Source organism: Methanothrix soehngenii GP6 (genome assembly GCF_000204415.1).
Classification (GTDB): domain Archaea; phylum Halobacteriota; class Methanosarcinia; order Methanotrichales; family Methanotrichaceae; genus Methanothrix; species Methanothrix soehngenii.
The window spans coordinates 356,060-380,743 of sequence record NC_015416.1; the positions used below are offsets into that span (position 1 = coordinate 356,060).

The window sequence follows — 24,684 nt, forward strand, 5'->3', positions numbered from 1 at the left end:
CGGAAGCTGTATTTTATTCATTTCAGCAGCAATTTCATAAATTCAAATGGGATTGCCTCTGGATGGGCTGCATTGCCTATACATCATACAACCAGTTCCTCCACCGCTTCCTGCCTTTTGCTCCATAAAATCGGATAGACCTCGTAGCTGTTGAGAGCGTCCATGACCGAAGAGGAGACCAGCCTTTCCGAATCATTGGGCAGGGCATAAGCTCTGGAGTCAGAGGCCCGCACCTCTCTGGTATCGATCCAGGCAAAAGCCGTCGCCCCTGCCTCATCCCTGCTCGGGCGGTTTATCGCCTGGAGAATCCTTTCCGGTCGCTTCTTTGACTTGGGGATCACAAAGTCGAATAGGTGGTCGTAGCCGCTTTTGCCCGTAAATTTCACATTTGGAGTATAACGGATCCCATTTTCATCCAGCCAGGCAACGACATCCTCTAGAAATAGGCTCGATACCATTGGCGAAGCCAGATAAAATAGATCATTTACCGCCAGCATGGCTTGAACAAGGTTATGCTTGCGCAGAGGGAAGTCGTCTTTGGATGCTCTGACCAGTTAAAGATCAGGCTACTGCGATAACGGTTATAACCACTAAATTGATCTATGAGGAGTACGGCCGTGAAGTTGAAAGATCATTTGAATCAGGATGATAAATCTCGATTCAAAAGGAAATGCGCAGGTCAGGGGACGGCCTGACTGCAGTTGGTTTATCTTAAATTGGGATTGGCTGCTATAAAAGCCAATCGACTTCAGAATCTCCTGTCTCATACCGTTCAGAATCCATATCCATAGCCTGGTAGAATGCCGCTTCCGCCTCCTGATATCTGCCTAAAACGGTTAGCGCCTCAGCCTTTATGCTCAGTGCATCGAGGTTATCGGGCTGTATTGAAAGCGCCCGGTCCAGAGCAAAAAGCGCCTCCTCTGTCCGTCCCATTTCCAGCAGGAGGATGCCCCTGTCCAGCCAGGCCTGCCCGTAGCCAGGATCTATCTCAACTGCTTTATCTGAGGCCTTCAGGGCTTCATCATGATCTTTTAGACCAGAATATGCGAGAGCTCTTCCCCGCCAGGCCTCGGCATCATCCGGATCCAGATCCAGAGCCCTCTGGAACGCCTGCAGCGACTGATCGTATATGCCATCCAATTCAGTAGTATTGCTCCCTACGGTGCCGTTTTCTGCTTCACTGCTTTCTGCTATGCTTTTCTCTGCTATGTTGATAAGGGAGAAGCCCTTGATCTTCCAGGCCTTGAGATTCTCTGGGTAGCTCTTTATAGTACTGTCCAGAGTGCTTATGGCCTCATCAAACCTCCCCAGCTTAACAAGAAGGAGGATCTTCTTATTTGTGGCATTTAAAGTGGCATTAATGTCGCCAGGCCTTGTGGCTATCGCCTGGTCGTAGATCTGGAGGGCCTTCTCAAAGCTCTCGTTGGCCTGAGAGAATGAGCCCTTCCACATCTGCTTGTATCCCTCTTTGATCCAATGATCTGCATCTTCTTCCATAGTACTGGCCGATGCAGATATGCACAGACAGGCAAATGCTGCCAGGAGAAGGATAATACCAGTGCAACTGCGCACTCTGTGCTCATCCTCCAATTGCTTAGACCTCGTAAGTCTCATTTCCTCATCCTCATGCATTGGGATTATATCAGATCGAATTTGGCGAAGGGCGGATGATACAATCGGGAATGGCTTCCCTGTCACCGCCACCTTTGTCGTATTCGTTAACGCTATTTGACGTAGTCGGTGTATCTCATTAACTTTGCGCTGGCCAGGGGTTCGTCATCTAGGAAAAGAGAGCATCCCGTAGCCGAACACGGCAAAATACAGCAGCACAGAATGCAGTCCAATAGAAAAGTCTATAAATGTTTGGTTTATTATATTTCATCCTATGCTCAACATTCTGCAGCTATCTGAGAGCCAGATCTACGTAGAGAGCGAGCGCTGGCAGTGCAGCTTCGGCCATGGAAGGCCCGTCAAGCTTGGCCTGGTACTGGAGGCTGTAGACCTTGATGAAGAGGATGATAACGGCTTTTCAATCGTCATCGATGCCAGCCTGCTGCCCCAGCTGGAGTGCCTGGACGGGGAGATATTGGAGGAGGCGAGGGCCGAGGGCCTGGAGGCGAAAGAGGAGCAGATACTCTATGCCTACGAGTCTTATGGTGGAGTGCCGGTGAACATAGATGCTGTCCAGCCTCCCAAGGCCTCATGCGGATTCTCCAGCTTCGTGGCGGACAGCACGATCAGGAGCACGGAGATAGCCGGCACGGGCGAGTCGATGGAGACCCGCCATTTTCAGAATGTGGATGAGGCTATGTCCTTTGCTCGCGACTTCTATGCGGTTTATGCTCCTGTCATCTTTGGATTCATCGATATGGTGCTCGACCATCCCCTCCGATCGGGAGGCACGGGCTGGGACAGAATCAGCCGGATGGCGAGAAGATAGGGAGCGGAAAACAGAGGATGATTTTGCTATCATGGAGGCTAATGCCGTAAGGCATATTATAAGAGATAGCAGAAATAAACAATGTTTTCCTATATCATGTAGCTACCTTAGGGATGTATTTATAACAAATATTTTCATATTAATATCATTTTGAGATAACTTGGCCGCTTGTGCATTAAGCAGTTTCATCAATTCATCAATATTTAACTTTGAAGCTTTCTTCCTATAATCTTTGTTATCCCATTGATCGCAATTGAACCAACCCACGAGATAAAGACCATTGTTACAATCGCTATCTTTTAAGTATCTATCAGCAAGTTGAGTATCCATAGCCATATCCAGCTCTGGATTCCAGCAACCTTTTACTTCAATAACAGCTTTGATTGCATCATACTTCTCGCGACCCTGTCCGGGAATTATAGCATCTACATGAATATCAGTTCGCTCCCCTGGTGTTGAGCCTACACCTCGGCGGATTTCGACTTCACGATTAACTATAATACTTCTTTGATTAAGATCTATTTCAAAGTGACTTTTTACGTAATCAGACAGCCTATTTTCATCCCTTGGCCTATATGTCTTAGATTCCCATGAATAGTCCCATAAATCAATTGCACGTGATGTATGTCCTTGAAGTTTCGATTCTAAACGCCCAAGTGATTCTATTAATACATCTAGAAGCTGGTCTCCGTTTTGAACTAAATGCGCTTGTTGGCTATGCCCCAAAGCAATAATGTCAGATGGATTCAACTCCCTCCATGTTTTTTGCCGAAATATGATCTGTGCCTCATATAAAGTCCATTTTAACCAATCCAGTTCAGGTAATTCCTTGGCAATCCGTTTGATAGCATCGCATGCTTCTTGAGTGCCTTTCTGTTTCAATCGATTTAATATTGAATCTCTAAAACTTGCGATATCATCCCTTGGTCCAGGAGTAAAAACCATATCATGAGTTATATCTTCCTTATGAGGATAACTACATGCGAGCCATATAAATAAATCTGCTAACTGATCTTCCCTTAGGCTTAACTTCATGGTTTTTTGTATACCATAATAATTATGCGATGCTGAAACGATAACTTCTTTGCCGAACTCTGAATCATGTTGAATAGCAGGCCACACTGAGCTCCAACCAGCATCTTCTGCATGGTTGATTAGAACACTGGCAGCAATAACTGCTTTGTGTCGCCAATCTCCTTTCAGCGAATCGTATGAGGAGATAAGAGATTCGGCAAAATCCTTAGCCTCTTTAACGTTATGATCAAGAAGTTCGGCAAGCAATTTGCCCATGAATGCAGGCTTCAATTCTTCTTCCATTGCCTTTTTTAACATGCTAGCTGAAAGTTGATCATCCCAGCAATCTTCAATTCGAGAAGTTATAAAAATATTTCCAAATTTTTGGTTTTCATCATCAATAAGGGACATTAACGTTTGGATGATCTCTTTTTTAGCATGTTGATATGCAGTCTTGACTAATTTCTGCTGAATAATTTCGTTTTTCTCGTTTCCACTGAAGCCTACAGGTAGTGGAAAAGCTATGATAATTGGCGCCCAATTCTTCCATATCCCATGTGGGATACTTGAGATTTCATAGGGTGCTTCCTGGTATAATAACTGTAAGGCCCTATATCCTGCAAGTGCTGGATGATGATAAACGTCCTGACCTAGCCACTTAGAGGTTTCTGCATTATGCTCTAATATATACTTCTTTGCCGCATTTATTATTCTGGCTTTAGTTTTAGCATCGGCTGACTTCCATCCCGGAAGAATGGTTAAATCTGGTTCGTGGAAGTCTCCATAACAAACACTATCTGGTTCAAGGGAAAGTTGTAGATTTAGGTCCCACCAAGCATTGTGATCGCCAGATTCAAATTTATCCAAAAGTGTTGCAATACGTTTAATGGGAGGGGGTTCTAATAAATGTTTTTCATCTTTTTTAGCTTGATATTTTTGTTGTCTTTGATATATTTCTCTTAATTTATCTGCTTCGGCAGATTTTAAACCAATTGGTCTTGTATACTCTTTAAATTCCTCAGATAACTCGATACCGGACTCTTGGGCTAAAAGAATAGATTCTATCTGCATGGCATCATTTATATTAAATATATATCTGACTGCCCTTGCCCAGCGTTTTTTCATTTCAGGGCACTCAGATGGTGTAATGTGATTAATGGCCCAATCAAAATCTTTATCTAAAATTAGTGGTGGATTTGAACAAGCCATATCGCCAATAGAATCAACATCAGAAAATAAAGGCAGCATCATCTCAAAAAGATGTCTACGTTTTTCGTCATCTTTGCTAATAGCATCTTCGAACTCTGAGTTTCTTTTATAGCTTAGATAGAATCCATTTTCTTCATTTAGCCGGGAAAGTAGGATTATCGCGAAATCGCTAAGTATTACTGGGTCATCCAAGCAATCCCATGCTTTCAACATTATATTATCTACTAGATCGGTAAAACAATCTATGTGACCAAATTTCTTTTTCCGGCTCTTAATCCAATTTAATGCGGTAGGTAAATCTGATTGTTTGAGATTTTTTGCAAGCTCATACTTGATAAAAATCCAATAATTTCCCAGCCAAGATGGTTTTTTAAGAGGCGTAAGAAGCGAAAATAATTCTTCTGCACTAATGTTGTCAGGCCACAATCCTCGAAGACCAATACCCTTCAATTCGTCTTCGGTATCGTCCCCGGCGTCTCCTGTGGCTAATGGCCTTAGTTTAGCTTTTGTCTCATTATCTCCAACAACGCATAATGCATGAGCGGCTATTGCTCTGATATGCATCAATTGTGTCTGATCAAGGGCTATATTTGCTAATGCGTCTTGAAGCGGTTGTAACCTGCAGGCTTCTGCTATAGAGATGGCAACTCGTCTAACGATTTCCCCCTTGGTTTTATTGCTGATATAGGGTTTAAGCTGTTCCTCAAGATTGGAGTGGGATAGCTTTCCATACATTCTTCGAATATCCCAATCTAAATCTAACAAAGTCTCTTCTTCATATTTTCTGAGCAATGAATTAACCAAAGAAGCCCGATCGGATTCCTTCATTATCTCTAATTCACTTCGGAGCAATATCTCTGGATCAACATCCATAATTCTCTTAAAAACCTCGGGTGCACTGTTTGATATCCATACTGCGACTCCATGGAACTGAGGTGTTAACCTGCCTCGGGAATCAAAGGGATGGACTAATAAGCTCATTATTTGATCTGTCTTCATCTTGTTTTGAATAAGATATCTAGCAGCAAGGAACTCAGCAAAAGTTTGATGGGCCCAACCCATTCGATCAGGTCCACGAGAAGAAAATAGCCCTGTCGCTCTAATCGTTTCTTTTATTACATCGTCATTGATTTGAAAATTATCTCCATTAACATTCTCGCATCCACCACATAGATCTTGTATTGTCACATATTCACTTGGAACATTGCCTTGATCAACATCGGTCCAAATGGTATATCGCTTAGTAAATGTTGTAACAGCAGCTATTCGAGCGGCTGCAGCCATTCGTTGAGAGGCGGTAAAGTAGCCTGTGAGCCCTGTTTCACGACGCTTCCTATCTGTCTCTTCACAAAGCAGGTTGCATCCTTTGATATAAAGCTCAACTTGGTTTTGTGGCAAAGAATGAGTAGCTAGATAAATATTTATCAACAGATTAAGTGTGACTGGTTTAATAGCAAGTGCAACAACATTCTTCTGATTAATTTCCTCTAAAAATTCATTCACGTTAAATTCATTTGCTCTTGCTGCTTCAATAACATCCTTTTTACGCAATGGCACCAATTCATAGATTCCTATAGGTCTATCATTCCATAGTTGTCTTAGCTCCTTTTCAAAGCTAATAGGCCACATGCCGGTGCGACAAGCGATATAGAGCTTAAGTCGTTGAGTTGGACGCTTTTTTAATTCATCAATCAACAGCGAAGTAATCGTATCAACTCGTAATATACCTTCATCTAAATTATCCAAAAATATATGAAGCTTATTATCGCCCTTCTGCCAGGATGCAAAAGTCTCATTTTCAAATAGGTCGCGAATCAACTTATCTTCGCTTCCAGATCTTCCAAGATCTAGCCAAAGAGTTCGATCCCCCTCATCGGATTTGCCTTCGATGACTTTCTTTGCTCCCTTCATGGCATGTGTTTTGCCAATTCCAGGTTCGCCTAATATAATTACGCAGGGAAAGTCGGCCAGTGCTTCAAAATGTACTACTTCGGGATTATACACCTTCCCCCACTCAGACTCAGGATCGTATAAGTATCCGCCGTCAGATAAACTAATGTTGCCTTCTCTAGGACAAAAAAATCGTTCCCAGTTGTAGACTAGATCCCTCCTTCCATAAGCACTAAGGCCCTCCATGGCAGCCACCAGTTGATCTCCTCCAAACCACTTAATCTACGCATATAATGAAAAAGTTTTTGGGCCAGTTGTTTGATTGTCATATTATAATTGCTTTTATCTCCCAAGTTTTCTTGATATGATTCCTTATAGGGAGAGTATAGTGCCACGAATACCTTGACCATCTTATTCAGGGCTTTCGACGCTTCTTCTTTTTCTTATTTTCATTAGCCGAGCCTTCATCAAGGCAGACTTGAGTATGGAATCATGTGGTATATGCCTTCCATATTTGTGCCCAATTATTTTTTTCCAGGCGCCTGGCCCCAGATTTTTGCTCTTCGTAGATTTCTACAGTAAGGCTTATATCTGACTCGCTTAGAGTTCTTTTTGGGTGCCCAAATTTCTTTGGCGCCCATGGCTCTTTGTTTTTCATTCAGCGACTCCAGACACGATTTACCGTTTGGATGCTCACTTTAGTCTCTGCAGCAATGATTTTAGATCCAATGTTATTGTTTTTTGCTCGAATTATGTACTTAACCTTGGCATGAGTATTTAAATACCAAGCTTTTAGGGACTCTACATATGCAAAATGCAAACCGAACAAAACCTAAATTAGATGGAATACGAGAGATAAGTATTGAGATGAGGTTTTGAAAATGTCAGCAAAATTGATGGAGTACTTCAACCGGCAGCCGAGGCTTGGCATTCTTGGCACTGCGAGCAAGGATGGAATAGTGGATGTGGCAGTTATGGGCTCGCTTCAGATGATCGATGAGAAGACGATCACCGCGGCGTTTGCTCGGGGTCGCACATTTGCCAACCTGCAGGAGAACCCAAATGCGGTCTATATGATAATGAATCAGGGCTCGGAGATCCTTGATTGGAAAGGGATTCGGGTCTATCTGCGGATGAGAGAGTATGTCACGTCCGGGCCGCAGCTGGAGAGCTACAAGAGCCAGGTGGCCAAGGTCGTTGGCGAGCAGGCGGCGGAGATGGTCCATGTGATGGTCACATTCGATCTGACGGAGGTCCGGCCTCTGATAGACGCCGGCCAGGGCTGGGAGAAGTCCATCTGATCTATTCAGACACATTCGCCCCCCGCACTCCACACCCATATCTCCCTGCAGTGTAAGATCCAGATGATCCGAAAGATGCCGGGCAGGCCCGACCATCTTTCCGGAAGGAAGCGCTGGATGTGGATCTTCGACTCGTATTATAAGGGCACAGTGGAGCTATGGGGCAGAGAAAACGGCCCGATAAAGGTCAGCCTTCCTTTTCCCAATTCATTTTATATGCACCTGAGAGATCCTCCCGCCTACAGGGAGATGCTCGCCGCATTGGAAGGCCTCTACCGGGTGGAGGAGTGTGATTTCAAGACCATCTTCGGCCCTCTGGAGGGCTACAGGATCTTCGCCGGCCGCAAAGTGGCGGAGAAGATCGAGATCCAGACCCGCTACTCTGCCCAGCTTTACAATGTGGACATAAGGAATGATCAGTGCTACCTTGCCGAGCACGACCTCTTCCCCTGCGGGGAGAGTGAAGAATCCCGTTTCTCTCCGGATTTCGCAGTCCCCCTGACCCGTCTGGAGGTGGAGGTAAAGGCAGTGGGCGCAGGGGGCGCCTCCCTCCGGCCCGGGACGGAGATCTCCTCCATCCAGATCTGCAGGGATAGAACGAGAAGTCTGAACGGACCGGAGAGGACGGTCATTGCCGACCTGATGGAGCTGATCAGCTCCTACAACCCGGACCTGATCCTCTTTCCCTATGCCGACAGCTGGGTTCCGGCAATGGTCCGCAAGGCGGAAAGGTACGGGCTTGAGCCGGCCTTCAGCCGCAGCGGCTGGTTCAAATCGATGGCCTCCAAATCCTACTGGAGCTATGGCCGGGCCAACCACAAAGAGGGCGCACTCATTCCTGAGGGGCGGGTGCTCATAGACACCGCCAAAAGCTTCGTCTATCGGGAAGGTGGGCTGAAGGGAGTGCTGATGGCCTCCAGGCTCTCCGGCCTCTCTCCGAACCTCACCTCTCGCTTCACCCCCGGCACTCTGATCTCCAGCTATGAGGTCTTTGAGGCCCTGCGCCGGGGGATGGTCGTCCCCTTCCGGAAGAGCGATGTGGAGAGCGCAAGGAAGATCACCGATCTGAAGGCCTGTGACCGGGGTGGTATGATGTTTCAGCCCGATCCCGGGGTTTATGAACAGGTCCACCAGATCGATTTTACCTCACTATATCCGTCCATCATCGTGAAGTACAATCTCTCCCCGGAGAGCCTGGATCATCCGGAGGTGAAGGGCTTTCTCGCAACAGTGATCACTTCGTTGCTCAACCTTCGAATTGAGACCAAGAGGCGGAAGAAGACCAACCCCGAGTACAGAGGAATCGACTCGGTGCTGAAGTGGATGCTGGTGACCTGCTTTGGCTATACCGGATATCGAAATGCCAAGTTCGGCCAGATCCAGGTGCACGAGAGGATCACCGCCATCTCCCGGGAGCTGCTCATGGATATCAAGGAGCTGGCTGAGGATATGGATTTCGAGGTCCTGCACGGCATTGTGGACTGCCTCTGGGTCCGGGGCGGGCCTATTTCGATTTACAAGGAGGCGGTGGAGCAGATGACCGGCATTCTCACCGAGGTGGACAGCTTTGACTGGATAGCCTTCCTGCCCATGGCCGACGGCTCAGGGTCGTATACCCGCTACTTCGGCCGGCTGGATAAGGGCAGGATGAAGGTTCGGGGAGTGGCTGCTCGGAGAGGAGACACCCCACGCTATTTGCAAAGAATGCAGATGGATCTGTTCGAGCTTCTGGCAGGGGCAGCGAACAGGGAGGAGCTCCGTCTCTGCAAGCCCCGGGCAGAGGAGGTCCGCAGAAGGTACGAACGGGATCTCATGGATGCCAGGGTCGCGGTCCGGGAGCTGGCCGTACGTCGCCGGCTGAGCAGGACAAATTACAGCCGCCGCTGTGCTGAGGCCTCTGCTGTTCAGGCCCTCAAGATCGCCGGACGTCATCCTGCTCCCGGGATGGTGGTCGGATATGTGGTGGCGGATGCCGGACGCTGGGAGGTCGATTTGGAGGAGGAGGCATCGGAGTATGATGCAGAATACTACGGCAAGCTTCTGGAGAAGGCCTGGGAGGAGGTAGCCTTTGTCTTCAGACCGTAGACATATTGCCTGAACCTCAGATAGGCTGGAAAAGGAGGGGTCCGCTCTTGCTGCTGCTAAGGCTCATATTGCGATCGATGGCAGCGTCAAGCTCATTCATTCTGATCGGCTTGTTGATGAAGTCGTCCACCCCGGCGCTAAAGCATTGCTCGCGGCAGAACTCTGGATCGAAGGAGGTGATGGCTATTATCTTGGGACCCTGTTGCCAGCGGCTGCGGATGTGTTTGGTGGCCTCGATACCATCCATCTTTGGCATCTGGATATCCATGAGCACCAGATCGCAAGACTGATTTTCCAGGGCCCGCAAGACCTCCTGACCATTTGCCGCCAGGTCCGTCCGGTGGCCAAGTCTCTGCAGCATGAGTTGAGCTACCTTCTGGTTCACTGGATTATCCTCGGCGATGAGGATGTTCAGGGTGGATCTGATTGTCATTCTGCCGGGAAGATGACCCTGTTCCTATAAGAATTTCTTTTATAGAAATTTGATGTTCACTGTCGCGGGTCGTAGAAGCACCCTCTATGGCATCCCTAGTCTTGCTTTTATTGCCTGAATATCCCTCTCCATTCTGACGAGCCTATCTTCTCGCAGACTCTCTGCCGTCTCTGCAGTGTGGCCTTTTATCTCCTGTATTATCGGGATTGCTTTTACAATCTGTCCTGCGGTAAGAATTAAGGCAAAGTCAACCATTCGAGGAACAAACCCTTCGAAATCCTTGATAATTACATCCGATACTTCTGCGTCATCAGGACGCTTTGTCTGTGCAAAGGTACTGAAAGCATCGAGTGGACCCTTAGATCCTTCTATGATCACCCACACCTCTTGCTGGCCATTCTTGCCTAGCTGGTTTTGGGCAGCAAAACCATTTACTCCCATAAACATGGCCTGGTTCATCAGAAAGTACCTGTAGCCAACTCCATGCACCTTAGGGCCGATGATCTCAATTTTCCTTTTCATCCATCCCACTTCTCATCGTACAAAGATAATGATTACCCTATATATACATAGGCAAATAGCAGCAAATGGCCCCTATATCTCTCATGTTATCGATTTTCTTGATTATCATTCTTTCTCTCCTTTTCTCGTCTCAGCCAGATCCTTGATTATTTTAGATGAACTCGTGTACCAAGGATTTGCTCATCTTCAGTTCCAAGGCGATATTTTCTGCAGGAGTCCCATCGCCATGAAGCTTTAGAAATTTTTATATCTTTTGATGCACTATCACATGATTCTTCGTGTGGACATATCTTCCTCACAATCGAAATACAATCGCAAGGAATTAATCAGATGGCAGTAGTTCCCTTTTGAGGGGAAAGAATGCCATCCATGAGAATTCTGTCCTGGAATGTGAACGGCTTGAGAGCCATCTATAAGAAGGGTTTTGTGGACTGGCTTCTTAAAGACCGTCCCGATGTGCTCTGCCTCCAGGAGATCAAGGCGACAGAGGATCAGATTCCAAAAGAGCTCAAAGGCCTCCCCGGATACATATCGTTTTTCAGTCCGGGCGCCAGAAAGGGGCGGGATGGAGTGGCCCTTTTCACTAAGATCAAAACCCTGAGCCTGGAGTACTCATTGGGCCTGCCTGGCTTTGATGATGAGCAGAGGGCGATTGTTGCCGACTATGGGGATTTTCTGCTATTCGATGTCTACTTCCCCAACGGCAAGGCCTCAAAGGAGAGGTTGAGCTATAAGATGAGGTTCTATGATCTGTTCCTCGATCTCATGGACCGGCTTGTGGCCGAGGGCAGAGATATTGTGATCTGCGGCGATGTTAACACCGCCCATAAGGAGATCGATCTCGCCCGGCCCAAGCCGAATGAGAAGATATCAGGATTCCTTCCGGAGGAGAGGGCCTGGATCGACCGATTGATAGAGCACGGCTTCCTGGACACCTTCCGCCTCTTTCATCCTGAAGGGGAAAAATACTCCTTCTGGGATATGAAAACCAGGGCTCGCGAGCGCAATGTTGGCTGGAGGATCGACTACTTCTTCGTCTCTTTAGGCATGCGGGATCGGGTGAAATCGGCTTTTATCCTCGATGATGTCTATGGCTCCGACCACTGCCCGGTGGGAATCGAGATCGAGTTATGAAGAATTCAAGGAAAAAGGTTTTATTGCTTGTTGCCAAATGGACTTCCAGGCTTTATTAAAGGAGGGATAATGATTTGAGGACTGCCAGGCAGATTCCCTGGTACCTTATCGCATCCATTCTGATCTCTTTATCAGCGATTGCTCTGGCTAATCTTTTTGCTCCACCGCTGAAAGAGGCCGGCTCATATCTTGCTTTAGCTCTGGTGATACTGATACCCGGCTACCTCGCAGTCCTCTCCCTCTTTCCAGCCGCCGGCGACCTGGATTTGAATAGACGCTTTCTTCTCTCTCTGGGGGCCTCTCTGTTATTGGCAGGGCTCATCAGTCTGATTCTGTATCTTACCCCCAGGGGGCTCCAGGCGGCATCCCTGGCCACTATTCTCTCTTTTCTTGTGCTATTTCTTGCCGCCCTATCCTATCTCCGCTGGTCGGCTATACCTCGCAACAGGAGGTTTGTGATCGGAGCGAAGAGGAGCTATCGCAGTCGCAGGACATCTGGCCGCATCTCATCAGGCTTCGTCTCCTCCCGGGGCCCTCTTCTGATCGCCCTGGCCGCAGTCCTCGTTCTGGCTGGTCTGGCCCTGGCCTTTTATCATTATCAACCTGGCATGAATTTCTTATCCTCTCCCAAGGGCCATACCGATCTGGAGGTCACCTGGCCGAAGAGCGAGCTTGGCGATTCATCCGAAGGGCAATACACGACTCTTGCCGCTGGCCGCGACCTGGAAGCGCGGGCGAGGATCGACAACCATGAAGGTATTCCGGTCAATTACTCCCTCCGGCTGGCCTTTGACAATTCCACCATCTTCGTCAAAGGCCTGCGTCTGGCTGATAATGAGACCTGGGAGAGCATGCTGGGCTTTGTGCTTGAGGGACAGCCAGGACAGCAGAGGCTTGATCTCCTCCTATTCAAAGAAGGGGACAGCACTGCCCCCTGCAAATCTGAGCATCTTCTGGTCGATCTGGTTGATGATCAGTCCGAGGATCAGGAAGAAATGGAAAACAGCACAAACGAATCAATGGCGAGCTCTGACGGCTTGCCAGTCTCATTTGAAGAGAAGACAAAGGTCACAGTCCTGAGTGCCGGAGGCGGTGGCAGCTCTGTCGCCCAGGTTAGCGGATCTGCAGCCTCCAGCTCCTCTTCTGCCAAATCAAAGCCACAATCCGCTGCAACTGAAACGGAAAAAAAGAATGCCACGGAGACGACAGAATATCCGCCGCCAGCAAAGGCTGCTGTCGAGACCGGTGCAGTCACTGAGCCGACTGATGCGAGCAGCGGCGAGATAAAAGCCCAGCCCAAGGCCAGCAGCATAACCTCTGAGGAAAGCCCTTATCCCGAGGAGGCTGAATCCCTCTCCAGCTCAAATTCCACGAATCAGGCGGCATCTAAGATTTCAGTCCTCCCTGATAATGCATCTGGCCCTGAGAATGTGTCCTCATCCATCTTCCTATCTACAAATCTATCCACATCTTCCTCTGCTAATCTGTCCTCATCTGCAGCGTCAGATGAACAGATAAATCCCGTGCCAGAAGATGTCAACACGGTCAAGAATCCAGCAAGGTACGGCACCATCCCCGGTCAGCCCGCAGAAGGAGATTCCATTATCAACCATCCGCCGGTTCTGCAGAGCCTCCAATCGAGCATGCCCAGCCCTCAGACAAAGGGCACAGCGATCATCTGGAGAGCAGAGGCTATAGATCCGGACGGTGACAGGATCCTCTATCGCTTCCTCCTCAATGGTGAAGAGATGAAAAATTGGTCCAGATCCGGCAGCTGGAGCTTTCTCACGCATTATCTGCCCGCGGGCGAATATGTCATCACCGTCCAGGCTATGGATGGCCTTCATTCACCGTCGGACTCATTTGATAGCTCTTTGAATGCCACCATGGTCATCCTGGAACAAAACCAGCCACCCATTCTGAGGGAGCTGGAGTCTGACCGGAAGAGCCCCAGCCCACAGGGATCCCTGATCACCTGGACCGCCAGCGCAGCAGATCCAGACCTGGATGAGATATCATACCGCTTCCTCCTCGATGGCCAGGATATGACCGGCTGGATGCCATCGAATTCCTGGGTATGGAATAGCTCTGGAGTGATGGCAGGAGATCATAAGATCACCGTTCAGATAATGGACGGCTCTCATGCCAGCCAGAACTCCTTTGACTGCGAGATGAATCGGCCTTACGCCCTGAAGGAATCGACAATAGGCTCTCCGATCGAATCGTCTGCAGAATCCTCAACTCCTCTTCTTGTAAGCTCTCCTGAAGATCCATCAAAGCCAGCAGATGTTCCCGCGGGCGCATCCTCCACTGCATCCCTCAATCAGATCCCGATGTTCGCAGAGCTGAAGCCGGATGCAATCAGTCCACTCGAAACAGACGCTATCATAAATTGGACTGCCAGAGCTGCAGATCCTGATGGAGACGAGCTATCCTACAAGTTCCTCCTCGATGGCCAGGATATGACCGGCTGGTCCTCTTCCTCTTCCTGGACCTGGGACACATCTGATGCTCCCCCCGGCACGCATAGGATCACTGTCCTGGCCAGGGACGGCAAGCACGCTCCTACGGACTCTTTCGATGGCTCAATAGATGCTGAATTCACATTAATGGACAAAAATCTGCCTCCCGTCCTCTCAAGCCTTGTGCCGGATCTCTCCAGCCCTCGGGTTCTGGGGGAGACCATCGTCTGGAAGGCGGAGGCCATGGACCCGGACAACGATCCCATCCTTTACAAGTTCCAGCTTGGAGGAAAGGATATGATTAGATGGTCAGAGTCGAATAGCTGGAGCTGGTCGACCCGGGGCCTCTCCGCGGGCGACTACCAGATCACCGTCCTGGTCAGGGATGGCCGCCACGCATCCGAGTATTCATTCGATAACTCTCTGGCGAAAAGCTTCCGCCTCAAGACCTCCATAGATCAACAGATAGACCTGCTGATGAGCCAGAGGGGCTTTAATGCCTCAGGAGATACTGAATATAGCTCCTCTGACATCATGCTAAAGGTGGCTGATACATAGCTGAATTGCATTAGCTTTAAGTTCGTTGTACTCCCAATATCCGCTCCAATCCATGAAGATCATTCAGGTATCTCCCTATTTTCCCCCTCATCTGGGCGGGGTTGAGTATCATGTGAAGGAGCTGGCCGACGGCCTGGCGAAGAGGGGCCACCAGGTAACTGTAGCCTCATCATGCGGAAGATGGAATAACGGATTCGTCCGCATTCCCAGCATCGACCTTTTTTATGTTCCTATTCCCATCAAGCGGCCCAACCTTGAGGCGGACATATATCATAGCCATGTGCCCAGCCCCCTGTTTGCCTTCGTGCTCAGAGATTCGTCTCCTCATGTGGTCACCTACCATAACGATGTGGTGATCCCGGGGAACCTGAATGGACACTATCTCCCTCGACCCGTTGGGGCAGCGGTTGAGGGGGTGAACAGGAAGATCATCCGGCCCATCCTGGACCGGGCAAAAATCGTGATTTCAACCACAAAAAGCTATGCAGAAACCTCTCCCATCTTGAAGGACTACATTCATAAGACGAAGATAGTGCCCAATGCAGTGGACGTATCCCTTTATCCCCGGAAGAGAGAGAAGAAGGGCTATGTTCTCTATGCTGGCAGGCTGCTGCACTACAAAGGAATCGAGTCCCTAATCCAGGCCATGAGCGAGGTGCAGAAGAAGGCCGACCTCGAGCTGGTCCTTGTAGGGGATGGCTACGACCGAAGCCGCCTGGAGGAGATGGCCAGAAGGCTTGATGTCAGGGCCAGGTTCACCGGCAGGCTGGATCGGTCCCGGTTCATCGATACCCTCTCTCATGCCGAGGTTCTGGTCCTCCCCACCCAGAACCGCCTGGAGGCATTTGGCATCGTCCTTCTCGAGGCCATGGCCTGCGAGACTCCCGTCCTGGCTTTCAAAACTCCTGGGGTGGCTGAGGTGGCAGGAGAGGGGGGAATGATCTATTCCAGCCCCGGGGAGCTGGGCGAGATGATACTCGAGCTGCATGAGAGCCCGAACCTGAGGATGAACCTCGGCCGGAAGGGCAGAATGGCGGTGGAAGAGAAGTACTCCTGGCCGCGAGCCCTGGATATGATGGAGTCGGTCTACAGAGAAGTGGCCTGAGAGCGGTGTCCTGAGAGAGATGGTGTCCTGGGAGAGATCTTCGAGTCAATAAGTATTTACAGAATAGATCTACCTTCCAATTGATGAATGAGAGATTGAAGGCCACATTGTTCGCAGCTCTGATGAGCCTGGCCTCCATTATCTTCATTCTCTATTATACCGATGCTGATATAAGTTGGGAGTTGATCTCCCGGGTCAACGGGTGGTTCCTTCTTCTGGCGGTAGCCCTTCATGTGCTCTCCTGGATACTTTACTCTCTCAGGCTCAAGCTGCTTGCATCCATGGCCGGTCACCAAATAACCTTCCCTCTCTCCTTCAGATGCACCCTGGCCTCGAACTTCCTTGCCGCTATCACTCCATCCTCTGCTGGAGGAGAGCCCCTGCGAATCAAGGTCCTGGCAGATGACGGCATGAGCTATGGTGCTGCGACGGCGGTGGTGATAAGCGAGAGGCTCCTTGATAGCATATTCTTCTTGACCTCACTGGCCTTTTTCCTCATGGTCTCCGGCTTTTTCGCCGGCTTCGGCCTGAAGGTTGGAGCGATATTCCTGCTCTTTCTCCTGGCTTTCCTGGCATTTCTCAGGCAGCTCATCATCCGGCCGAAGAGGGTTGCCCGTCTGATGGAGTGGATCAAGAAGAAGACCGGCAACCGAGCCATCGTCCTCACCATAGAGCGGGAGATATGGCTATTCAGGGACGCAGGAATTCAGCTTGCTAAAGAGACAATGCGTTGTTTGCCGGTACTGGTGGTGATGACGGCATTAATCTGGTTTAGCGATTTTCTGGTTCCCTCTGCCTTATTGGCGGGTATGGCTCAGGATCCCAGCATTCTTCTCTCAGTCACCGCCCAGAACATCCTGGCGATAGTGAGCCTCTTGCCGTTGACCCCTGGGGCCAGCGGCATAGCCGAGCTGGGAATGAGCTACCTTTATTCCACCTTTGTCTCTCCCGCCTTGCTGCTGCCTCTGATCGTCCTGTGGCGTTTGATCACCTATTTCTTTAACATCGTCGTAGGTGCAGCTTTCGCCGGAGCGGCCATCAATGGAATGATTAAAAAATAGAGCAAAAATAATTGGCATGCAGACCATCTTCCGGCCTGCAGCCGATAACCTCTCCTGATTCCACTTCTTTTTCCGTCTAGTGTGTGCCAAGGATGTAGCCTATGATTCTGCCATAGGCAGGCCTGGCCACCAGCGTTCCTAGGACCACTCCAATGATGATGATCAGGGCGAATCCGGTCAAGGCACCGAATCCCATATAGAGAAGCGGCAGCATGGCCACGATCGTCGTCGCTGCTGCGCCCAGGATTATGGCAAAGGCCCGGGACAGACGGCTCAAATAGATCTTGCTGGTGGTGGCGGCCACTTTGCCCACGCCCGCCTTATCCGCGGCCTCCGCCGCTCTCTCCTTTATGCTCCGGTCGGATGCAGCTGGCGCTGCTTCACCTCCTCGGATCACCTCATCGGTGATGATGACCAGCTGATCGACGCCCGTCCCTATCACCATGATGATGCCGGCCAGGCTGGCCAGATCGAGCTGCCATTTGGCCAGGGACCAGACGCCCAGCATTATCGCCACCTCGCTCAGGGAGGTAAAGAGCATGGGCAGAACTATTCTCCTCTCACGGTAGCGGTAGTATATCATGCCCGCAACTGCGAGCAGAGCTATCAGACCGGCTATGACCATCTGGATCTTGAACTGCTTGCCCAGAGCGGCAGATACCTGGCCTGATCCCACGATCTCCACATTGACCGGCAGAGCGCCCTCTTGCAGGTGAATTTGAAGCTGTTTTGCATCCTGGGAGCCCTCATCTCCGGCGCCCACGCGCGCCTCCAACCCGCGAGAGGGAACCTTCTGCAGACTGCTCGCCAGCTCTGGGGATAAGGGTGCGCTGAAGACTGGATCCTTATCCAGGTACATGGTTATGGGGTGAGCTTCGGGATTCTTGACCGCGCCCGTATCTATGGCTGCTTTCTGGAAGGCTGCCGCCCCCTCCTCGGAGAGGGTGAAGGGCACTCCCCAATTGCCCTGCTGATCTCCTCTGGGGATATCCACAGACTCAACTGCATCTCCATAGATGACATGCATGGTCTGGTTGTCCTCAGTCTGGATCCTGATCTCGAACTTGCCAGGCTTGCCCACAATATCCTGAGCTGAGGCCACATCCATTCCCGCAAGGTCGATGAGGATGTACTTATTATCCACCATCCTCACTCTGATGTCCTGCAGCCCCAGGCGGTTGAGCTTGGAGTCAAGAACCCTTTTTGTCTCTTCCACAGTGTCCTGGGTCAGGCCCTCGATGAAGGTATCCTCGCCAGCGGGCACTTTTCCACCCACCGGTGCGAGGAGGGCGTCAAGGGATTCCCTGGTAACATTAGTCCTGATCTCATACAGGACGGGGGCAAACTGCACTATCTTGACGTCAGCATCAAGGTTCTTTTGCAGGTAAGTGATGATTATCGTCTCGGGAGCAGCAGGTATGGTGATCTTAGTGGCGTTGGCAAGCGATGCTGTCTCTGCGCCCAAATATCCCAGGTCATCGGGTAGAGTCGGATCGATCTTGCCCGGCACAGTCACAATATAGCTGTCGCCATGCCTCTCGACAGTGTTGGTGGAAAACTGATACTCGAGAATGCTCTCAGGATCTGCATCCACCTGGACCATAGCCCCCTGCAGCTTGAGCTGAAGGTACGATCCGCCCTGAAGGTCCAGGCCGTACTTAAGGCCGAAGGCCCCCAAACAGATCAACGCCGCCGCTAGGAATAAGGCGAATAATAGTACCCTCTTGTCTTTAGACAGGTCTTCTATCAAGCTCATCTCTTCTGCCCCCTTGCTGCCTTTCGTGGCCGGCTAAGGTACCATCTCAGCCCCTGAGCATTGGTGACCCAGGTGTTAAAGAGATCCGCTGCCAGGCCGAAGATGAGCACTGTCGACATATCGGCTATCACATCCATTCTGCTGAATGAGGGCAGTACGAGGTGAAGGAGGTTGGAGACCAAAATGAGCGATATCACAGCGGCAGCTGAGGTTCCCGCCATGGTTAGGCCTGTGCCCATTGCCCCCTTTATCTTATCGTCTGTATCCCCTTTGCGCTTCAAGACCCTCATGGTGAGCAGAATATCGGTATCAACAGAGTAGCCGATGAGCATGAGAAGCGCAGCCACAGTCCCCAGGGAGAGCTGGACTCCAGTCAGATTCATGGATGCCGCTGCCGTCAATATGTCAGCCAGGGCGCAGAGCACCACCAGCAATGAGACAAAGGCCTGCCTGAATACGATGAATACCACCAAGGCCATGAGGATGAACGAGAGTGGGAGGTACCTTATTACCTGGGCCTGAAGCTCCTGGCTGTATATGGGTCCCATATGTCTGATCTCAGCATTATCGCCGTACTTGGTAACGATCTGCTGAGCAAGTTCTGTATACTCCTCATCGCTCATGGGGCCGAACTGAATCATGTATCGGCTGCCCACGTCTCTCACATCTGCCAGAGGGTATTTATCATACTCTACGACCACGGCATCTTTAGATTCAGTAGCCGGCACTGTTGCTAATGTGCCTCCCGTGAACTCTATCCCCAGATTCACGGGCGATCCCGTGTTGAGATAGGTTACACCCAAGCTGATCAATGCTAAGATGATGACGATTATGGGAATCAGCATCATCTGCTTGGGCGGATACTTGGAAATGATATCGTCCAGTTCCATATAATTCTCCTCGAAATCGATCTGATCAACCCACCGCTTGGTTTCTGTGGCTCTGGTTGGTGTCTGCTGGCCTATTAGCCGGCATCAAATGACTCATGATTAGCATCTTCTGGCCCTTTTTCAGAATATTTAAATCTATTTACAGCATGCTATCCGATTTTTTCCCATTTCTGCAGGCTTACCACCTGAGATAGCGTCTTTCCCCGGCTGATCTCCTCAAAGAGCCTGTTTTCCGTCTTCTCGACCTCTTTTGCTCTTCTTGCGATCTCATATGCCCTCTCTTTGGGAATTACCACCACTCCGCTGTCATCGCCAACGATATAGTCGCCAGGCCGGACCGTCTGGCCGCCACAGACTATCTCAGAGTTGATCTCTCCCATACCTTTTGGGTCCCCTGCATTGGGAACTACATCCGACGAGAAGAGCGGGTAGTCCATCGGCCTTATCTCCTGCAGGTCTCGCACTGCACCATCGACGACCACGCCCTCAATCCCACGGATCTTGCAGCTCAGGGTGGCCAGTCCTCCCCAGGGGGCGATGCTGTTGCTTCCGTTGTAGATCACCAGCACATCACCGGGACCGGCCAGGTCTATGGCCTCGACGGGCTTTGCCCAGTCACCGGCGAAGGTCTGCACGGTTATCGCCTTTCCCACGATCTTCTTTCCCGGAATCAGGGGATGAATTCCGCGCATGGCCCCTTTGCGGTGCATGGCATCGGAGATATTGGATGAAGAGACGCTGCGCAGCAGGGAGACGATCTCCTCTTCCAGGCTCATCTTGGGGGCGGTGCTGGCCTGGGCAACGTCGATAGATTCGCGAATCTTCCGGGCTGACTCGGTAACATTCGCGCTGCGCACTATGCTTCCGCCGACAATGACAATGGCGGCACCGCTGGCCACGGCGTCAGCAGCGGAAGCCGCGTCCATTCCCCCTGCAGCAGCCACCGGGGTCTTTACCTCTTTGACGATCTGCTTGAGAAAATCTATGGTGTCCTTGCCGGTCATCTGCTGGTCTATTCCCACATGAACGCAGATGTAGTCCACTCCCAGTTCTTCCAGCTCACGGGAACGGCCAACCGGATCGGGAACCGTGAGCAGATCCATCATTATCTGCACGCCATACTTGCGCGCCGCCCGAAGTGCATCCTCGACGGTGGAGTTGTCGGATGCTGCGAGCAAGGCCACTATATCTGCCCCGGCCTTGGCCGCCATCTCCACCTCCATGGCACCGGTGTCGACGGTTTTCATATCCGCTACGATCTTCGTCCCGGGAAGGGCTTTCTTCATCTCGCGCACAGAGTCCATGCCCTCGCTCTTGATGAGGGGTGTTCCGGCCTCGATCCAGTCCGCTCCACCAAGGACGGCCTCTTTGGCTATTTGAATCGATCTGTCTAGCTCCAGAAGATCCATTGCCACCTGTAGAATGGGTTTAATACCAAATCACCACCACAACATAACAAGCTAGAGAAAAAGGATGCATGGTATATAAAATGAAGCTGGCAGAGATTTCTGAGGTAGAGCTCAAAGACGATCCCTTTCTACCACACAGCCTTGGCTTTGCCAAGCTGCATGGGAACGGCAATGACTTCATTCTGGTGGATGAGATCTCAAGGGAGCTCGTGGCTGAGAGTGCGAAGAGTAGATTTGCAATCGCTTGCTGCCGTCGTAGCTTCGGCATAGGAGCAGATGGTGTCCTGTTTCTGGCAAGCAGCCAGCGTTCGGACCTGGGCATGAGGTTATTTCAGCCGGACGGCTCAGAGGCGGAGATGTGCGGCAATGGCATACGCTGTCTTGCCAAGTACGCCTGGGAGTCGGGGTATGTGGGTCAATCCTTTGATGTGGAGACCTTAGCGGGCATCATACCGATTCAGGTCCGGGAGAGGGATGGCAGCTTCTGGGCCAGGGTGGATATGGGCGTTCCCAGGTTCAATCGTCCATCCATTCCCGCCTGCGGTTCTGGTGATCTCATGGACGAGCAGATGGGGGAATTCAGGGTCTGTGCAGTGAATACTGGTGTTCCTCATGCTGTTATCTTTGTGGATGACCTGGACATAGATATCTACGAGGCGGCACCACCAATAAGGCATTGCAGCGTTTTTCCGGAGGGAGCAAACGTCGATTTCGTCAAGCTGGGCTCATCACTGCAGATCAGAACATTCGAGCGAGGGGTAGAGGGCGAGACATTCTCCTGTGGAACCGGGGCGGTGGCCTCTGCCAGCGTTGCCCGCAGAATGGGGCTGGTCGGGGATGAGGTGCTGGTGGAGACGAAAGGTGGGCCGCTGATCATTAACTTTGAGAAGGATAAGGCCTTCATGGAAGGGCCGGCAGTGACTGTCTATTCTGCAGAGATGGATGAAGAGTACTGGTGGAGCCTATTTAGGGAGATGTGATAATATCATAGCGACAAGAGGCCGGATCGTGGCGGGACTCTCCGGGTTGATGATTCTGCTTGTCCTCCTGGTTCCGATCAATGCAGATCATTATTTGATGGAAATAGGCAGCAAGAGCAATCCCAATGCCCACCTCTTCTCCTATGACCAGAAGTTTCGCGAGAGCACAACAGTTAAAAATTATCCCCTGCAAATGACGGCGACCAAGGAGTTTACCGATGCCACCCGCCTCTCGACAAAGATGGAATTGCGAACAGAGGCCAATCTCACCGAGATAGCTATCGATGCGGATTTCATTGGCATTGGACGCTTAGGCTATCTAGTTCTGGATCCAGAGAAGGGGGATTTGAAGCATGAGCAATCGCGGATCAACCACCTCTTCATAGGCAACTTCAGCATCGAGGAGCAGATAATAGTGGCCAAAGACCATATGAATGAGTGTGGTTATGGCTCTCTTCCCTGCGCATGAGTGTTAACTGAAAGAATTCGTCCTATATATTTTATTTTATATTATTTTTGCAGGAAAGCTGCTCGGCCACGATGCGGTCCATCTTTTCCAGGAATTCCTGTTTTGCCTGCAGAGGAATGGTCGCTCCGGCGGCGACGTTATGGCCTCCGCCCACCCCTCCAACCGCCTGGGCGGAGAGGGATAGGGCATGTGCCAGGTCCAGGCCGGAGCGGACCAGATCCTGGGTACCCCGGGCAGATACCTTGAGATCCCCTTCCACATTCTGAGCAAAAGCGAGGATAGGCCGGCTGCGGTCTGCCATCTGGAAGCTCATGCCGGCCACGATTCCTATTATCGTATCCAAAATCGCATCTCCGGCGTCGAAGTACTGGATGCTGTTCAATGGGGTGATTCCCCTCTTTGAAACCAGCTTCAAGCCAGCCACCAGGTTCTGGCGGTGCTGGCCCAGGAGGGTATGGGCTTCATTGAAGGCCTTATCCCTATCTCCCAGGCAGACCTCCAGCCCCACCCCGGCATGACCATAACGGGCGGTGGCGTTCAGCAGGGTGGAGTACTCAGAGGCGTCTCTGAGCTCGGTTCCCTCCCTCTCCTTCAGCAGGATATAGACCTCTCCGATCAGCCTTTCCAGCCTGATATTGGAAATGCCATTGCGCAGCCCTTTCTGAACGATGGCTGTGACCAATGAGGCCTTCTCCTCCTGGCTGAGATCTATCCAGCGCCTCCACTTCTCTCCACCCAGGCTTATTCCCACCTCCTTAAGAAATGCAATGCAGGCGTCCTCTTTTCCTGAGAGGCCGGGAAGGTATGGATCCTGGGAGTACTCCAGCATCTTGTAGACCGGGCGGGTCTGTTTGCCAAAGAGCTTGATGTCTCTGGAGAAATGGACTGCTCCTGCTCTTGAGCCTATGTCCAGGATGTAGCGGTTCAGACCGATAAGCTGACCGCTGGCCATATCCTGCAGGTCTCCCACCGCCCCCACCACCGCTAAAGCTGCCAGATCGTCGTTAGCGCCAGGGCTGGATGCCAGGGCTCTGGCCAGGAGAAAAGCGCTACCGCTGCCGCTAAGCTGGTTTGCTCCATCTGCTCCCACCAGATGAGGGTTGATGTGGGCCAGGGGTTGTGCTGGGCAGGCTTTGGGCTTATGATGATCGGCTACGATGGCCTGCAGGTTCCTCTCCAGGATCTCCTGGATCATCCCGCTGCCCAGATCGGTGAATATGACCAGATCCGCACCCTGGTCGGCAACCTCCTCCAGAGCGTTCTCATCAAGCTGCCGGAAGAAGAGGGGCTTGTAGTCGATGTTATGCCTATCCAGGGCGGCGCATATTATGGCAGCAGCGGTGAGCCCATCTGCATCCACATGGGAGACAACCAAAATCTCCTTTTGCCTGCAGATAGAATCAGTGCAGTCTTTGCATAGCTCCTTCAGCTTATCGAGCTTCAGGGATATGTCCATGGCATCTGCCCCTTTTGCCATATCACTTTCAATTTGATGAATAATTTATAAGTCTTTGGCTCGGGGCGAAGATGATCTTCTCCGCATTGATTTGTCCCGACCAGCTCGTTCCCAGAAGCCTGAAGCTGCCCGGCATTCTCTCCATCACGGGATAGCTTTTAATGGTGGTAACATTGGATGGTTGTGCTTTTGTGAACAGGAATTGATCCAGAATGGTGATGTTCTCAGAGCTGTTGGTGGAGAATATGTACTTGTTCAATATCTCGCCTGTTCCATGAACCTCTCCAATGGCTTTGGTGTTCTCCGGAGAGCCCATCTCGAAATTGGTCATGACGGTGCCGGTTCCGGCAACGTTATGACTGTAGTCGATGTTCAAATTCGATGCTATAGCATCTCCCATAACCAGGATCAACAACGCTGCAACGATGATCTGGGAGGCTTTCTTTATCATCATGGTCTCCTTTGCGTTTTCTCTTTTCTTATTTAAGACCGGCGAGGAGCTGTCTGCTA

At 50.6% G+C, this 24,684-nt stretch carries 20 protein-coding genes; 9 read left to right on the top strand and 11 right to left on the bottom strand.

Going from position 1 to position 24,684, the window contains the following annotated elements:
- Positions 1 to 83: 83 nt before the first annotated feature.
- Both MCON_RS01770 and MCON_RS01775 read right to left on the bottom strand, forming a co-directional pair.
- A complete protein-coding gene (locus MCON_RS01770; protein WP_157863623.1) occupies positions 84 to 458 on the bottom strand; it encodes a DUF1829 domain-containing protein in 375 nt (124 codons plus the stop codon).
- A 271-nt stretch (positions 459 to 729) separates the two neighbouring features.
- Positions 730 to 1,614, bottom strand: coding sequence for a tetratricopeptide repeat protein (locus MCON_RS01775; protein WP_157863624.1), 885 nt, complete (start codon positions 1,612 to 1,614; stop codon positions 730 to 732).
- A 271-nt stretch (positions 1,615 to 1,885) separates the two neighbouring features.
- On the opposite strand from MCON_RS01775, the gene MCON_RS01780 reads away from it, so the two are divergent.
- Complete coding sequence (locus tag MCON_RS01780; protein ID WP_013718336.1) at positions 1,886 to 2,440, top strand: hypothetical protein; 555 nt, start codon at positions 1,886 to 1,888, stop codon at positions 2,438 to 2,440.
- A 102-nt stretch (positions 2,441 to 2,542) separates the two neighbouring features.
- Here MCON_RS01780 and MCON_RS01785 read toward each other — a convergent pair whose 3' ends face one another.
- Together MCON_RS01785 and MCON_RS15925 are read right to left on the bottom strand one after the other, a co-directional pair.
- Positions 2,543 to 6,808, bottom strand: coding sequence for an NACHT domain-containing protein (locus MCON_RS01785; RefSeq protein WP_013718337.1), 4,266 nt, complete (start codon positions 6,806 to 6,808; stop codon positions 2,543 to 2,545).
- 235 nt (positions 6,809 to 7,043) lie between these two features.
- The gene (locus MCON_RS15925; protein ID WP_157863625.1) at positions 7,044 to 7,211 is read right to left on the bottom strand and encodes a hypothetical protein; all 168 of its coding nucleotides are present in this window, start codon (positions 7,209 to 7,211) and stop codon (positions 7,044 to 7,046) included.
- Positions 7,212 to 7,434: 223 nt separating this feature from the next.
- Here MCON_RS15925 and MCON_RS01790 point away from each other — a divergent pair, with 223 nt between their 5' ends.
- Together MCON_RS01790 and MCON_RS01795 are read left to right on the top strand one after the other, a co-directional pair.
- Entirely contained in the window at positions 7,435 to 7,854 is a 420-nt protein-coding gene (locus MCON_RS01790) for a pyridoxamine 5'-phosphate oxidase family protein (protein ID WP_013718338.1), read from the top strand.
- Between the two features lie 63 nt (positions 7,855 to 7,917).
- Positions 7,918 to 9,939: a type B DNA-directed DNA polymerase gene (locus MCON_RS01795; protein ID WP_013718339.1), complete on the top strand. Its 2,022-nt coding sequence runs from the start codon at positions 7,918 to 7,920 to the stop codon at positions 9,937 to 9,939.
- A 16-nt stretch (positions 9,940 to 9,955) separates the two neighbouring features.
- On the opposite strand, the gene MCON_RS01800 is transcribed toward MCON_RS01795, so the two are convergent.
- Positions 9,956 to 10,372 carry a response regulator gene (locus tag MCON_RS01800; protein ID WP_013718340.1) on the bottom strand — a complete coding sequence of 139 codons (417 nt, stop codon included), beginning with the start codon at positions 10,370 to 10,372 and terminating at the stop codon, positions 9,956 to 9,958.
- Between the two features lie 84 nt (positions 10,373 to 10,456).
- Positions 10,457 to 10,894 carry an acylphosphatase gene (locus MCON_RS01805; protein WP_013718341.1) on the bottom strand — a complete coding sequence of 146 codons (438 nt, stop codon included), beginning with the start codon at positions 10,892 to 10,894 and terminating at the stop codon, positions 10,457 to 10,459.
- A gap of 360 nt (positions 10,895 to 11,254) precedes the next feature.
- On the opposite strand from MCON_RS01805, the gene MCON_RS01810 reads away from it, so the two are divergent.
- The 4 genes from MCON_RS01810 to MCON_RS01825 all read left to right on the top strand — a co-directional run bounded on the left by MCON_RS01810 (position 11,255) and on the right by MCON_RS01825 (position 17,214).
- Entirely contained in the window at positions 11,255 to 12,028 is a 774-nt protein-coding gene (locus MCON_RS01810; RefSeq protein ID WP_013718342.1) for an exodeoxyribonuclease III, read from the top strand.
- Between the two features lie 74 nt (positions 12,029 to 12,102).
- Positions 12,103 to 15,048 carry a DUF1616 domain-containing protein gene (locus tag MCON_RS01815; protein ID WP_013718343.1) on the top strand — a complete coding sequence of 982 codons (2,946 nt, stop codon included), beginning with the start codon at positions 12,103 to 12,105 and terminating at the stop codon, positions 15,046 to 15,048.
- A gap of 52 nt (positions 15,049 to 15,100) precedes the next feature.
- Positions 15,101 to 16,153 (top strand): glycosyltransferase family 4 protein, encoded by a 1,053-nt coding sequence (locus tag MCON_RS01820; RefSeq protein ID WP_013718344.1) that lies wholly within the window; start codon positions 15,101 to 15,103, stop codon positions 16,151 to 16,153.
- 83 nt (positions 16,154 to 16,236) lie between these two features.
- Positions 16,237 to 17,214 (top strand): lysylphosphatidylglycerol synthase transmembrane domain-containing protein, encoded by a 978-nt coding sequence (locus tag MCON_RS01825; protein WP_013718345.1) that lies wholly within the window; start codon positions 16,237 to 16,239, stop codon positions 17,212 to 17,214.
- Between the two features lie 76 nt (positions 17,215 to 17,290).
- Here MCON_RS01825 and MCON_RS01830 read toward each other — a convergent pair whose 3' ends face one another.
- The 3 genes from MCON_RS01830 to MCON_RS01840 form a co-directional block, all read right to left on the bottom strand.
- Entirely contained in the window at positions 17,291 to 18,970 is a 1,680-nt protein-coding gene (locus MCON_RS01830; RefSeq protein WP_013718346.1) for a preprotein translocase subunit SecD, read from the bottom strand.
- A complete protein-coding gene (locus tag MCON_RS01835; protein WP_013718347.1) occupies positions 18,967 to 19,860 on the bottom strand; it encodes a protein translocase subunit SecF in 894 nt (297 codons plus the stop codon). The genes MCON_RS01830 and MCON_RS01835 overlap by 4 nt, the downstream gene beginning before the upstream one ends.
- Before the next feature lie 149 nt (positions 19,861 to 20,009).
- Positions 20,010 to 21,269, bottom strand: a complete 1,260-nt coding sequence (locus MCON_RS01840; protein WP_013718348.1) for an orotidine 5'-phosphate decarboxylase / HUMPS family protein — start codon at positions 21,267 to 21,269, stop codon at positions 20,010 to 20,012.
- Positions 21,270 to 21,349: 80 nt separating this feature from the next.
- Between MCON_RS01840 and dapF the strand changes: the two genes are divergently transcribed.
- The gene (gene dapF, locus MCON_RS01845) at positions 21,350 to 22,249 is read left to right on the top strand and encodes a diaminopimelate epimerase (protein ID WP_013718349.1); all 900 of its coding nucleotides are present in this window, start codon (positions 21,350 to 21,352) and stop codon (positions 22,247 to 22,249) included.
- A 28-nt stretch (positions 22,250 to 22,277) separates the two neighbouring features.
- Positions 22,278 to 22,718 carry a hypothetical protein gene (locus MCON_RS01850; protein WP_013718350.1) on the top strand — a complete coding sequence of 147 codons (441 nt, stop codon included), beginning with the start codon at positions 22,278 to 22,280 and terminating at the stop codon, positions 22,716 to 22,718.
- 31 nt (positions 22,719 to 22,749) lie between these two features.
- On the opposite strand, the gene MCON_RS01855 is transcribed toward MCON_RS01850, so the two are convergent.
- The gene (locus MCON_RS01855) at positions 22,750 to 24,195 is read right to left on the bottom strand and encodes a DHHA1 domain-containing protein (RefSeq protein ID WP_013718351.1); all 1,446 of its coding nucleotides are present in this window, start codon (positions 24,193 to 24,195) and stop codon (positions 22,750 to 22,752) included.
- 7 nt (positions 24,196 to 24,202) lie between these two features.
- Positions 24,203 to 24,628: a hypothetical protein gene (locus MCON_RS01860; protein WP_048131680.1), complete on the bottom strand. Its 426-nt coding sequence runs from the start codon at positions 24,626 to 24,628 to the stop codon at positions 24,203 to 24,205.
- Between the last annotated feature and the right edge of the window lie 56 nt (positions 24,629 to 24,684).